Annotated in this window: 8 protein-coding genes, 1 tRNA gene and 3 pseudogenes; 8 read left to right on the forward strand and 4 right to left on the reverse strand. The window is 67.3% G+C overall.

Annotated elements, in window-relative coordinates; all coding sequences use genetic code 11:
* Nucleotides 1-127: 127 nt before the first annotated feature.
* Nucleotides 128-201, reverse strand: a tRNA-Met gene (locus tag OO54_RS34800).
* Between the two features lie 606 nt (nt 202-807).
* On the opposite strand from OO54_RS34800, the gene OO54_RS34805 reads away from it, so the two are divergent.
* Nucleotides 808-2274 (forward strand): hypothetical protein, encoded by a 1467-nt coding sequence (locus OO54_RS34805; RefSeq protein ID WP_033210658.1) that lies wholly within the window; start codon nt 808-810, stop codon nt 2272-2274.
* Between the two features lie 234 nt (nt 2275-2508).
* On the opposite strand, the gene OO54_RS34810 is transcribed toward OO54_RS34805, so the two are convergent.
* Nucleotides 2509-4101 (reverse strand): ISL3 family transposase, encoded by a 1593-nt coding sequence (locus tag OO54_RS34810; RefSeq protein WP_234439578.1) that lies wholly within the window; start codon nt 4099-4101, stop codon nt 2509-2511.
* 403 nt (nt 4102-4504) lie between these two features.
* On the opposite strand from OO54_RS34810, the gene OO54_RS34815 reads away from it, so the two are divergent.
* From OO54_RS34815 to OO54_RS41925, 4 genes and pseudogenes are all read left to right on the forward strand, one after another.
* The gene (locus OO54_RS34815) at nt 4505-4957 is read left to right on the forward strand and encodes a GNAT family N-acetyltransferase (RefSeq protein ID WP_200146773.1); all 453 of its coding nucleotides are present in this window, start codon (nt 4505-4507) and stop codon (nt 4955-4957) included.
* 65 nt (nt 4958-5022) lie between these two features.
* A pseudogene (locus OO54_RS47780) lies at nt 5023-5265 on the forward strand (helix-turn-helix domain-containing protein); the annotation flags it as partial.
* A 128-nt stretch (nt 5266-5393) separates the two neighbouring features.
* Entirely contained in the window at nt 5394-5951 is a 558-nt protein-coding gene (locus OO54_RS41920; protein ID WP_234439579.1) for a transposase family protein, read from the forward strand.
* A gap of 15 nt (nt 5952-5966) precedes the next feature.
* Nucleotides 5967-6871: pseudogene (locus OO54_RS41925) on the forward strand (transposase).
* A gap of 558 nt (nt 6872-7429) precedes the next feature.
* On the opposite strand, the gene OO54_RS46085 reads toward OO54_RS41925, so the two are convergent.
* A complete protein-coding gene (locus OO54_RS46085; RefSeq protein WP_157856556.1) occupies nt 7430-8122 on the reverse strand; it encodes a hypothetical protein in 693 nt (230 codons plus the stop codon).
* Nucleotides 8123-8566: 444 nt separating this feature from the next.
* On the opposite strand from OO54_RS46085, the gene OO54_RS34830 reads away from it, so the two are divergent.
* The 3 genes from OO54_RS34830 (at nt 8567) to OO54_RS34840 (ending at nt 10694) form a co-directional block, all read left to right on the forward strand.
* Complete coding sequence (locus OO54_RS34830; RefSeq protein WP_033210628.1) at nt 8567-9070, forward strand: GNAT family N-acetyltransferase; 504 nt, start codon at nt 8567-8569, stop codon at nt 9068-9070.
* Between the two features lie 216 nt (nt 9071-9286).
* Nucleotides 9287-9754, forward strand: a complete 468-nt coding sequence (locus OO54_RS34835; RefSeq protein ID WP_033210630.1) for a hypothetical protein — start codon at nt 9287-9289, stop codon at nt 9752-9754.
* Between the two features lie 181 nt (nt 9755-9935).
* Complete coding sequence (locus OO54_RS34840; RefSeq protein ID WP_033210669.1) at nt 9936-10694, forward strand: class E sortase; 759 nt, start codon at nt 9936-9938, stop codon at nt 10692-10694.
* A 149-nt stretch (nt 10695-10843) separates the two neighbouring features.
* Here the strand turns inward: OO54_RS34840 and OO54_RS44250 are convergent.
* Nucleotides 10844-11664 (reverse strand): annotated as a pseudogene (locus OO54_RS44250) (IS5 family transposase).

Below are 11664 nucleotides of genomic sequence, written 5' to 3' on the forward strand. Positions count from 1 at the left end.
CCCCCGCTTCCTACACGGCAGGGGGAGGCTTCGTCGGCCCGGACGACGAGAACCGGACGGACGGCTTGAGATGCAGGTGCACGCATGAGGCCCGGATCCACAGGATCCGGGCCTCATGTCACGTCAGTAGCGGGGACAGGATTTGAACCTGCGACCTCTGGGTTATGAGCCCAGCGAGCTACCGAGCTGCTCCACCCCGCGTCGGTAGGACCAACTGTACGCTACCCATGGCACCGCCCAAGACCAGACCCCTTGGCTCGCTCGACCACAGGACCGGCACGATCCGGGGCTCACTCGCCCCTCTACGTCGGCACCCGCAGCCGGCAAACGACACCACCTTGACAGGCCACATTAAGAATCACTGACCCAAGGCCGCTTGATCGAGACCGGCGGTGGACAGGTCATGGTCGCGGAGTGCGGTGAAGTCGACGCCCAGTTTCTTCAGGTCATACCCGTCCGACTCCATTTGGTCAGGGCCGCCACGCATGCCCTGGGGCGAGCCTCGGCGGCTTTGTCGAGCAGTAGTGGGTTCTGGCACAGATCTTGGGGAGCCGTCGCGGAGTGTTACCTCGATGTTCGATTGCGAGGGGGCTGTTCGCGTGAGACCGCGTCGGGGACGAACGCATCGAGGACGAACGCGGCGAGGTCCTCGACGCTGCTCGAGAGGTGGTGAAGATCGTGATGAACTCGCAGTTGATAAATTGGGGGCCGGGCTCGGCGCTGGCCGGGCGGGACGGGGGATTCGAGCGGAATGGCGTTCTCTGTGCGGCAAGTGACAGCTCGAACGCGACACGTCAGAGTCCCGGCGTGAGCGAGACCAACGATCTGACGTCGGCGGAAGCGCGTATATGGCGGGCCTTTCCGCGAGGCGAGTCCGTGGACTTCCGCGCCGCCGAGGACGAGGATCCGGCACTCGCCAACGCCTGGGGCGCTGAGCGGACCGTGCGGGCGAGAGTGCTGCGGGCACTGCTCATCAAGGCTCCGCAGGAGGAGGGAGAGATCGCCGCGCTCAAGATCACGGGGGCGCGGATGACCGGCGTACTGGACCTGAAACATGCCACGATCGATGCCGCCATCCGGCTGAGCCACTGCCAATTCGACGACGTTCCCGACCTGTACGGTGCCCAGCTGCGCGAGCTCGATCTGAGCAAGTCGGTTCTGCCGGGCCTGACTGCGGAGACCTTAAGGGTCGAGGGGGTGCTGCGGATGACAGGCTGCCGTACGCGGGGGCCGGTGCGGTTCGGCGGGGCGCAGATCTCCGGGGCGTTGTTCATGGAGGAGGCGGAGTTCACGGCGCCGGACGACTCCGAGCCGGTGCTGCAGCTCAATCAGGCTGTGATCGGTGCCGACCTGTGGGCGCCGGAGATGCGCGCGAACGGACAGGTACGACTCACCGGCGCCTCTGTCGCCGGGCGGATCAACGTTCAGGACGCCGAACTCAACCAGCCCGGTGGCACCGCACTGGACGCACAGAACCTCACCGTGGGAGCCCATGTGCGGGCGCGGCGCGTACGTACGCAGGGCGGGGTCGAGCTCCGTGGCTCGCGTATATCAGGCCGTTTCGACCTGCTCGACGCCCACCTGTCGCGTCCGGGCGGCACGGCACTTCGGGCCAGCAGCTGTGTCATCGGCGAACTCTGGCTGCTCGGTGGCGATCGCATCGAGGGTGCCCTGAATCTGCGGCGTTCCCGTATAGAGATCATGAACGTCGAACCGAAGGTGCTGCCGGACCAGGTGTTGATCAGCAATCTCACCTACACCGTACTCACCCCACACGAGCCCGCCGAGAGGCGCCTTCCGATGCTGGAGCGGGACGGCGACCGTTATGAGCCGTTCGGCTATGAGCAGTTGACGGCGGCCTACCGCCACGTCGGTGACGATGACGCGGCCCGACTCGTCCAACTTGCCAAGCAGCGCCGCCGGCGCACCACGCTCACCTGGTACGGACGACTGTGGGGGTACCTCCAGGACGGCGTCGTCGGCTACGGCTTCCGCCCGTTGCGCGCGGCTGTCTGGTTGCTGTCGCTCATGGCCGTCGGGTCGATCGCCTACGGCCTGGACCACCCCAGCCCCGTGAAGGCAGGCGAGGGGCCTGCCTTCAACCCCGTCTTCTACACCCTCGACCTGCTCCTGCCGATCATCAGCTTTGGCCAGGAGTCGGCATTCGCCCCTGTCGGCTGGCACCAGTGGTTGTCGTACACCCTGATCATCACCGGCTGGATCCTGGCGACGACGATCGTCGCCGGCGTGACCCGTACGGTGAGCCGCCAATGACCCGCTCGGCACTGGTCGATCACTTGATGCGGCGCTACTCCCACTGCCGATTCTTCCTCCTGTCCACGGACCACGGGTCGTCACCAGAGGGCAACCTCAACCACGCGTTCCATCGAAGCCTGGGCTTCCTGTCCTACGAGGAAAAGGAGATGCCAGGCTTCGGACTGCCAAGGAACCGCCCTGACCTGCGCGATACGGCTCCATGGGTGAAAGATCTTGAAGAGTTGTGGTGTGTTATTGGAGGAGGATCATCTTGCGGAGTAGTTCGAATCCGGCTCGGCCGTAGAGCTGCCGCTTGATCTTCTTGATGCGGTTGACGGCGCCCTCGATGCTGCCGGAACTCCAGTTGAGAGTGAGCCCGGCTGTCACGGCATCGAGGTCTCGGAGCAGGTGGAGTGCGAAGCCGGTGAGGCCCGGTAGCTGGCTGGCGTCGACTGCGTCGATCCAGGTGGGAAGTGTGGAGCCGAGGCGGTCGGTGAGTATCTCGCCGAAGTCGCGGACGTGTCTGGCGGCAGTGTCCAGTTCGGGGCATCGGGTCAGCACATCCTTCAGGCCGGCCCGGTCTTCTTCGGTCAGGGTCGTGGGGTGACGGGTGAGCCAGCCGGTCACCTGCCGCACCGTTGGCGGCCGGGGCGGCGCCTCGGGCGGAGCGCCGCGCAAGGTGGCGATGTGTGCGCGGACCATGCCGTAAGTGACGGGAGCGTGCTCGGCAAGCAGCTCGCTGTGTAGTCGGGTGACGCTGGTGCATCCCTCGGCGAAGCGTCGCTCCAGGTAGGGCTTGTAGGTGTCCAGCCTGCTGGGTCGGGGCCGGTTTTCGCGGATGGTGTCCTGCCAGCGTGCGGCGTTCGCGTATCTGAGCACGGTGTTGAGGCCCCAGCCCAGGTGCCGGGCAATCGCCCGGCGTGAGTGCCCTTGGGTAAGCAGCTCATGGACCAGGGCATGTGCTGCCTTCTTTCGCTCGGCCCGCCGGCCGACGGGCGCCGAGTCGTCCTGCGGCCGACTGGAAGCCAGTCGGGTGGCCTGCGGCAGCATGCTGCTGGGCGACGGGTTGCGCAGGCAATCGCGGTGGGCGGCGACGCAGGTCTCCACGGCTCGGCCGAGGCCCTGCCACAGGTGGAGCCGGTCGGCGACCTGCAGAGCGTCGGGGGCACCGCGCCGGGCACCTTCGGCGTAGGCGCCCGCCCGGTCCCGGCAGATGATCTCCACGCCGGGGTGGCGGACCAGCCAGGCGGCCAGTGGTCCGGCTTCACGTGTCGGGAGCACATCGACCACGCGATGGTCTTCGACGCTGGTCAAGACGGTGGAGTAGGTCTGGCCGCGACGGATCGCGAAGTCGTCCACACCCAGCACTCGCGGCGTGCTGAACGATGGATCGGGCAATGCCATGACCCTGCGTAACACGGTCATCCGGCCCGCGTCGAAGCCCAGCTGGGCAGCAAGCCGGGCGCCGGCCCGCCCAGCCAGCGCGAGCCCCACCCGCTCCAGGGCGCGGTTGAGCCGCGTGGTGAACCGTGCGTGCGGGGCGGCCAGCCGCGAGAACGGCTCGGCGAACGTCCGGCGCGGGCAGTCCGCCGCTCCGCAGATGAAGCGCCGGACCGTCAGCCGGATCACGAAGCCCTGTTCAGCGAGCGGAAGGTCCTTCAGCCTGCGCTGGTAACGGTCGTGGACCCGTCCCGAGAACCGTCCGCAGTCCGGACATGCAGCCCCGGCCGCGCGGCCTCTCGCCACCACCTCGACCGTGCCGAACGCGGCCGTAACCGCCTCGACATCCACATCGTCGATTCCGCCGAACACCAGCGAGTCCCAGAACGGTGCATAGGTCTGCATGACCAGCACCATCACCGTCTAGGACCGACCGCGGCAGGGACGACCAAGGACTTGACGGAGCGTCATTTACGGCTGCCGGGTGGGTAGGCGTACGCGGGCTCACGGGTCCCCGCCCCCTCACAATCGAACACCAAGGTGACGCCCTGCGACGGCTCCCCAAGATCTGTGCCAGAACCCAGTAGTGAAATCGCTTGTCGACGGGTTCGGGAGGCGCCCGGATCCAGGGATGGGTGGTGTTGACGAGTTTGGGAGGCGCTGAGGTTCTTGCCTGGGCGGCACCCGAGTGCGAGCCGAAGAGGCCGTCCAGGCCGATCGCTGTCGATCTTGACGTCGCTGGAGAGCATGAGGTCAGATGCGGTGAGAAATCGACATCGAGGAGCGGCAGGGCCGCAGGGGGTTTGGCGTGTTCATCACGGAGGAGAGTGTTTTCGATCCTGATGAGATGCTGAGCCTCTACGACTCAGTCGGCTGGGAAGGCTACACCGCCGACGTCGACAAGCTCTGCCGCGGCCTGCGGAACTCTCACCTGGTCATCACCGCACGAGACGGTTCGGGAACGCTCCTCGGACTGGCCCGGACCGTCTCCGACGACGAACACATCTGCTATGTCCAGGACGTCGTGGTCAACCCGGCGCATCACCGGCAGGGCGTCGGCCGGGCCTTGGTCGAGCACCTCATGCGACGCTACTCGCACTGCCGCTTCTTCCTGCTCTCCACAGACCACGAGTCGTCACCGGAAGGCAGGCGTAACCACGCGTTCTACCGAAGCCTTGGCTTCCTGTCCTACGAGGAGAAGCAGATGGCGGGCTTCGGACTACCCAGGAACCGCCCTGACCTGCGTGACATGGCGTCCTAAAGTTTCGCCCCCTAACGAGCTCGTGCACGGTTAGCGGTGAGACGTCGAGTCCCGGATGGTCGACCATGGCCGGGGGGACTGTGACTCGTGCGGTGATCGTCGGCGATCGCCGGATCACGGGGCTGTCGGCCGGTGTGATCGCTGAACTCGTCGCCTTGGTAGGCCTGTTGTGGCATGAACGGCACCAGGCCAAGCTGGCCTCTCGGCCGCGGAAGCGTGCCGTGGGTGCCGGCGCGAAGCACCGGCTGGTGTTCGTCGACCGGCTCCTGGCCACGCTCGTGCACCTTCGCCATGGGGTTACTCATGACGTGCCGGCCTGCTGGTTCGGCGTGGACCGTTCCACCATCACCCGGGCCATCGGCGAGGTGCACCCCTGCTCGCCGAGCGGGGGTGCACGATCAGTCCCGGCGTCCGGCTGCGAACCCCCGCGGAGGTTGTGGACCATCTCGGCGCCAGTGGGCGGACCGGCATCATCGACGGCACCGAGATCCGGGTCCGCCGCCCGGCCATCGGCCGCAAGGATCGGGATCGCTTCATCTCCGGCAAGAACAAGCAGAACGCCGTGAAGTCCATGGTGATCACGGACGGCGAGGGACGCATGCTGTGGTGCAGTCCGACCCAACCCGGAAGCTGCGCGGACATCACCCACGCCCGCGAGTCAGGGCTGGTCAAGCTTCTGGCCGACGGTCCAGCAGTCGAGATCCTTGCCGACGCCGGCTACCAAGGACTCGGAGCGCAGGCCGGCGGACGAGTGGTGACACCACCGCACCGCAAGTTCAAGAAGAACGCCCCGGACTGGTACGAGGAGATGTACGAGCGGCAGTGCGAGGCCCACTCCTCCCGTCGTATCCGGGTCGAGCACGGCATCGCCCACCTGAAGAACTGGCGAGCACCGGCCCGCCGCCTTGGCCGCCGCGAGCACATGAGCGACATGGTCCAGGCCGTCGCCGGCCTGCTCTCCCACCAGCAGACCGCGGACCTGGAACCTCGATGACAGGGGTGAGCACCGGTGCAACCGAAGCCCTCGACGTCTCACCGCTTACCGTGCACGAGCTCGTCAGCCGGCTTGGTCGAGGAGTTGGCCGGCCCGTGGCAGGCCGCTGTCGAGGGGCGCCGTCACGAAGCACGTGGCGGGGCCAGGAAACGCGAGGCGGGGGGCAGGTGCCCGGCATCGGCTTGTGTTCGTCGACCGGCTGGTCGCCACGCTGATCCATCTGCGGCACGATCTCCCGCACTCTGTCTTCGCCTTGCTGTTCGGTGTCGACCGCTCCACCGTCACCCGGGACATCGGAGAGATACGCAGGCTCCTGGCCGAGCGGGGATGCGCGGTCCCCGACCGTCCTGGCCTGCGGCTGCGAACCCTGGCAGACGTGTTCGCCTATGCCCACGCCGAGGGTGTCGAGCTGTGGCTGGACGCCACCGAGGTCCAGGTCCGGCGTCCCGCAGCCGGCCGCGGCGGATGCCGGGCGTTCGTCTCGGGCAAGAAGAAGCAGAACACCATGAAGGCCACCGTGATCGCCGACCGTCAGGGCCGCACGCTCTGGACCGATGCCCTGCGGCCGGGGCGGATGCGCGATGCGACCGCCGCACGCAACGAAGGCATCGCCGTCTGCTTCCAGCACTTCCCAGGCGTGGAAGTGCTGCTGGATGACGGCTGCCTCGGCCTCAGACGCGACCACCCCGGTAAGGCGATCACGCCACCCAGAAAGCCGAACAAGGTCGCCTTCCCGTAGGTGCACGCCGCCAGAGAAGAGGCCCGGCACAGACACTCATCGAAGCGCATCACCGTCGAGCACGCGCTCGCCGACCACAAACGCTGGAAGCAGCTGCCCCGCTGGACACCGGCGAGATGCCCTGCCCGACGCCTACCGGGCCATCGCCGGCCCCGTCTCCGACCGCACCACCACCGCCTGACAAACCACCAGCTCAGGACCGTGCGTATCAACCGCAATCACGCACCAGCTCGTAAAGCCACCCCGTCGCGTCCCGGCGCGAGATGCGCGGTGACCCGCAGAGGTCAGCAGGACCCGGGCTATAGAACCGGCGAGGCCTCAGACTCCGCAGAGTCCGGGGCCGCGCACAAGGCCTGGATCAGGAGTCGTCCGGGCACTGCACGTACCCGGTCGTTCATCCTCGCGTACGGCGCTGAGGGCCACGGCCAGGATCTCGTCCAACGCCTCGCTGGACGAGGAAGTAGCCCGGGCCGGCCAAGGCCCATGTGCACCGTTACGCCGCCTTCGGCCGTGGCGTTCTCGCCGAAGCGATCTTTCGCGAAGTCGCCGGACCGCCTCTCCGCACCGATACAGGACATGCGCCCAGCACCGTGCCAGGGCAGGTCGGTACGGAACTTGAACGCGATGCCCACAAGGACCTGGCGGTGATGATTCTGACACCGGCCACGAGCCCTACCTGCGGGCGGCAGCAACCGCGCGATCACCGCCCACGCGGCGTCAGGAACCTCCCCATCTCGCTCTACAGCTCCCAGGCGGTCGCGTTGAATGTGTAGTCGACACCCCATTCGACCGGGAGGTCGTTCAGCTTCGTCCAGCGCACTTCCTCGGCGACAGCTTGAACGACCGTGCCCTCTGAGGTCTCCAGGCACAGCACGGTGCCGCGCTTGATCGGATCTTCATCTCTGAGCAGGTCGTAGCCTTCGACAGTTTGGATCCCGCCCTGCCTGGCCGCCTCGAGACACTGCTCTGCTGAGGGGGCAGAAGTACTTGATGCACCTGCAGCGGCTACTTGAACTCCAAGGCCGAAACCAGCACACCTGTTCAGAGAGAGGTCGGCCTCCTTGGGGACAGACACACGGCTGCGGTTGGACCCCACTTGCCCTTTGTCAAAGTCGATGAACGAGTTCCAGCATTCGTTGGATCGCGGTGTGCGGAGCTTGAGAAGGCGCCCGGAGTACACCTCCTTGTACGCTGCCTGCTGCTTCTGCAAAGGGGGCTTGCTTGGTGCAGGGGCTTTACTGGTGGCGGTGGGCGTACCTTCGTTGTCCGGCGCAGCCGTGGACGGCACAGAGGGAGATTCTGCATCCGGCTTTCCCTCGGCACTGGTCACGACCGGCACGATGATGCCGATGACGCCGAGCACACCGGTGATGGCGACACCCCAGAACGAGATCCTGCTCCCCTGGCCCAAGCCGGAGTACCAGATCCGCACTCGCTGTAGCGGCGATGGCGATGGCGGGAGCGGGGGTGGGGGTGGGGGCGGCGGCGAGGCCAACGATCCTCCAAGGGACTATGGGTGGTTGGGGGTATATGAGCGTAGGGCTGGTTGATGGTGGCCCGTCGTGTTTCGGCCTCGAAACGGTCACAGAGCCCACCCAGCCGCCACGTGGCCCAAGAGAGAGGAGCCCAGGGCCTGCACACACTCCAGTGCGTTGCTGCCGACCCGGGGCAGCAACAGGCATCTGAACCGCACACGGCACCCGCAGCCCCTCGGGCTGGTGTCAGAGCCGTTGCCATATCGATCATGGAGTTTGTCGGTCGAACGGGAGTGTCGATCGGGTGATCGCGGGCCTTGCCCGGGATGGGAGCAGAGCCTGGCGGTATGCGGGGATAATCCGGGGGAGCGGACGGCCGCGCGCTGCTACGGTCGGGCGCCATGAGCTGGCTTCCCGATGACTTCGTCCACCCCGTCCTGGTACCGCTGCCGGGCGGTGGCCATCACCTGCGGCCGATCCGGGAGGCGGACACCCCGCTCGACTATCCGGCCGTGATGGGTTCGCGCGAGCGGCTGTGGACCATTTTCGGCCCGGCCTGGGGCTGGCCCGCGGACACCATGACCTACGAGGCCGACCAGGCCGACCTGTTGCGGCACGAGAAGGAGATCGCCGCGCACCAGTCTTTCAACTACGCGTTGTTCGACGCGGCGGAGACAGTTCTGCTCGGCTGTGTCTACATCGACCCGCCGGAGAGGGCCGGCGCGGACGGCGAGATCTCCTGGTGGGTGGTGGACGAGTTGGTGGGCGGCAAGGTCGAGCAGGCCCTCGACGAGCTGGTGCCGCGGTGGATCGCCGCCGACTGGCCGTTCGAGCAGCCGCGCTTCCTCGGCCGTGAGATCTCCTGGTCGGACTGGCTCGCCCTGCCGCAGCATCCCGACACGTAAGTGGTTGTTGCCCGTACCGATCTCGAAGGCTGTCGGTCGAACGGGAGTCTCGATCGGGTGACTGCGGCGGTTTCCGCGCGCGGAAGCAGGGCCTCCAGCTGGCTCGGGGGTGCGATCCCCTTCCGAGTGGTCCCGGAGGCCCTGTTGTCTTTGTCGTACGTGCCCGGGCATGTTGACCGCAACTCGCCCGCCGCGTCGTGCGATTGCCTCGCGCACGTGTACGGCAACGCGGCCGACCATCCGGACCGGGTGCGCCGGTATCGGATCACCCCGACGGGAGACGACTGCACCGCCACGAAGTACACCTACACGCCCGGCGGCCAGGTCGAGGCGATGACCGGCCCTGACCGCGCCAAGTGGACCTACACCTACGACCTGCGCGGCAGGCTCGTCGAGCCCACCGACCCCGACAAGGGCAAGAGCACCAGCACCTACAACGATGCGGACCAGGTCCTGACCACCACGGCCACCGTGGACGGCACGACCAGAACGCTCCTCCGCGAGTACGACATTCTGGGCCGCCGGGTCGGCACCTGGGAAGACGTCAAGGACAACGCTCATCAGCTCACCAAGAACACCTACGACACCGTAGCCAAGGGCAAGGCGGCCGCGTCGATCCGCTACGACGGAGGAACGACGGTCTGGCTCAGGTTCCATGCAGTAGTCACTCTGAGTGATGGCTGAGTGTCTGCGGGGAGTGCTCGAAGTCGCTAAAGAATGAGCTGTGGTCAAGGCGGTTCGGCTGACGTTTCGGGGCCGAGCAGCCCTCCACTTCTCGCCGATACACCCCTTTCGTTCGGGAATACGTCCTCGTTTTCCGGTGTTCTGGCGGCTGACGACCGTCGAGCTATCCCTTCGGAAGGCCATGCAGAGACTCCGAGGCGCCTGTTGCGTCCTTGCCGCGACTGTCACAGCCGTGCTTGTCGGCTGCTCGGCGGCGGACGGCGCAGGCGGTGCGGCCACCACGCCCCGTACGGCCACCTCGTCCACCGCATCCGGCCCGCCCGCCGCATCCGGTACGGCCGACACGGCGCCCGTGGGCGCCGTGTCCACGTCACCGGCGGTGCCCCCGGTGCCCTCGCAGCAGGCCCCCGAGCCCGACCCCGGCAAGCGGTCCCGTGCCGCGGTGATGGCCATACCCTCGATAGGAGTCGAGAAGCTCACCGTAGTGCCCTACGAAGGGACGACCGACGACCCGGCGGGCACCCGCATACAGGATCGCGGCGTGGCCGCCAGCCCCTACGGAAGCCGCGGCGGCGTCGGTCCGGGAGAGACGGGCAACTATCTGGTGACCGCCCACCGGCTCTCCGCCGGCGGGCCCCTGCGCGACCTGCCCGCGGTCGACGCGGGCGACAAGGTCTTCGTCACCTTCGGTGACACTGTCTACGAGTACAAGATCACCGAGACGCGGGAGACGTCCTTCCGCTCCGCCCACTCCCTCGCCGAGCAGCGCGCCGCGGTGCCGGGTGAGCCGGGCGAGAAGCCCACCCGAGCCATGATCACTCTCTCCACCTGCGCGACGCCGGAGGACAACGCGGCGGGCAACTTCTGGCGGGACGCCCAGGGCAACCCGGAACACCGCATCGACAAGATAGGCGTCCTGGCAGCGACCCGTCCGGCTTGAGTGGAGGGCGAGGAAAGCGAAGGGTAACGACCTCGTGCATGGTAGGCATCGCTGCAGGTCAGCGCTTTGCGTCTCCGCGGAGCCCGCATCGTTGACCTGCACAGATGCAGCGACGGCTCCTCTCGTGCACGAGGTCGTTACTGATCGTTTCAGAATGAGGTTCGGAGTCGTCTCAGGCAGATGATGCTGCAGGCGAGTTGGAGCAGGCCGAGGTGGAGATCTGCACGTATCTCGTAGCGGATCCGCAGTCGTTTGAACGGGTGGAGCCAGGCGAAGGTCCGTTCCACGACCTAGCGGGTCATGCCCAGCCCCGAGCCGTGCGGGACACCTCGACGGGCGATCTTGGGTGTGATGCCACGGGCCGGGAGGATGCGCCGGTACTTGTCGTAGTCGTAGTCGTAGTCGTAGCCGCGGTCGGCGAACAACCGGCCCGGCCGGTGCCGAGGCCGCCCGCGGCCCCCTCGGATGCGGGGGACCGCGTCCAGCAGCGGCGTCAGCTGGGTGACGTCGTGCCTGTTTCCGCCGGTCAGCGAGACGGGGAGGGGTGTGCCGTGTCGGTCGACGATCAGGTGGTGCTTGTTGCCCGGCCGCGCGCGGTCGACCGGCGAAGGTCCGGTGTGAGCCCCCCTTTCAGGGCCCGGACGTGCGAGCCGTCGATCGCGCAGTCGTCCATGTCCAGCAGACCGGCCTTGCGCAGCTCGGCCAGGAGGACCTCGTGCAGGCGGGGCCAGAGGCTGGCCTCGGTCCAGTCCCGCAGGCGCCGCCAGGCGGTCACTCCACTGCAGCCAGTCCGCTCAGCGGGCACGTCTCTCCAGCTCACGTTCTTGCGCAGCACGTAAACGATGCCCCGCAGGGCCGCCTGGTCGTCCGCCGGCAGGCGCCCGGGATACCGATGACGCCGCGGCGGCCGGGGCGGCAGCAGCGGGGCGATGCGTTCCCACAGGTCATCAGGCACAAGATCATCCGACAC

Origin of the sequence: Streptomyces wedmorensis (genome assembly GCF_000716445.1) — a bacterium.
Taxonomy (GTDB): Bacteria; Actinomycetota; Actinomycetes; order Streptomycetales; family Streptomycetaceae; genus Streptomyces; species Streptomyces wedmorensis.

Excerpts from the sequence above, each read along its gene's own strand:
- OO54_RS34810 (WP_234439578.1), bottom strand. The coding sequence starts at position 4,101 with ATGCAGACCTATGCACCGTTCTGGGACTCGCTGGTGTTCGGCGGAATC.
- OO54_RS34830 (WP_033210628.1), top strand. The coding sequence starts at position 8,567 with ATGAGCTGGCTTCCCGATGACTTCGTCCACCCCGTCCTGGTACCGCTG.
- OO54_RS34840 (WP_033210669.1), top strand. The coding sequence starts at position 9,936 with ATGCAGAGACTCCGAGGCGCCTGTTGCGTCCTTGCCGCGACTGTCACA.